The organism is Pseudomonas sp. CDFA 610, assembly GCF_021147865.1.
Lineage (GTDB): Bacteria > Pseudomonadota > Gammaproteobacteria > Pseudomonadales > Pseudomonadaceae > Aquipseudomonas > Aquipseudomonas alliivorans.
In genome coordinates, this window is the sequence record NZ_JAGTPM010000029.1 from 1 (window position 1) to 584 (window position 584).

Below are 584 nucleotides of genomic sequence, written 5' to 3' on the forward strand. Positions count from 1 at the left end.
CAACTTAAGGGCTGGTCCCCGTTCGCTCGCCACTACTAAGGGAATCTCGGTTGATTTCTTTTCCTCAGGGTACTTAGATGTTTCAGTTCCCCTGGTTCGCTCCGTACACCTATGTATTCAGTGTAAGGTAACTGTCTTATGACAGCTGGGTTCCCCCATTCAGACATCTCCGGATCACAGTCTGTTTGCCGACTCCCCGAAGCTTTTCGCAGGCTACCACGTCTTTCATCGCCTCTGACTGCCAAGGCATCCACCGTATGCGCTTCTTCACTTGACCATATAACCCCAAGCAATCTGGTTATACTGTGAAGACGACATTCGCCGAAAGTTTGTTCTCACAAACTTTACCTTAGCCTGTTCACCACCAGTGAAAGTGGTCAACAGTCTATTTCTTTCTATCACATACCCAAATTTTTAAAGAACGATCTAATCAAAGACTAGAAATCAACATTCACCATCCGGGGATGGAATGCTCATTTCTAAGCTTTCAAACAGAAGCAGTAAATGGTGGAGCCAAGCGGGATCGAACCGCTGACCTCCTGCGTGCAAGGCAGGCGCTCTCCCAGCTGAGCTATGGCCCCGTA

At 48.3% G+C, this 584-nt stretch carries 1 tRNA gene and 1 rRNA gene; both read right to left on the reverse strand.

Annotated features, from left to right (window positions below):
• Positions 1-277: ribosomal RNA gene (locus tag KDX39_RS26310) — 23S ribosomal RNA — on the reverse strand; the annotation flags it as partial.
• A gap of 228 nt (positions 278-505) precedes the next feature.
• A tRNA-Ala gene (locus KDX39_RS26315) sits at positions 506-581 on the reverse strand.
• Positions 582-584: the final 3 nt, after the last annotated feature.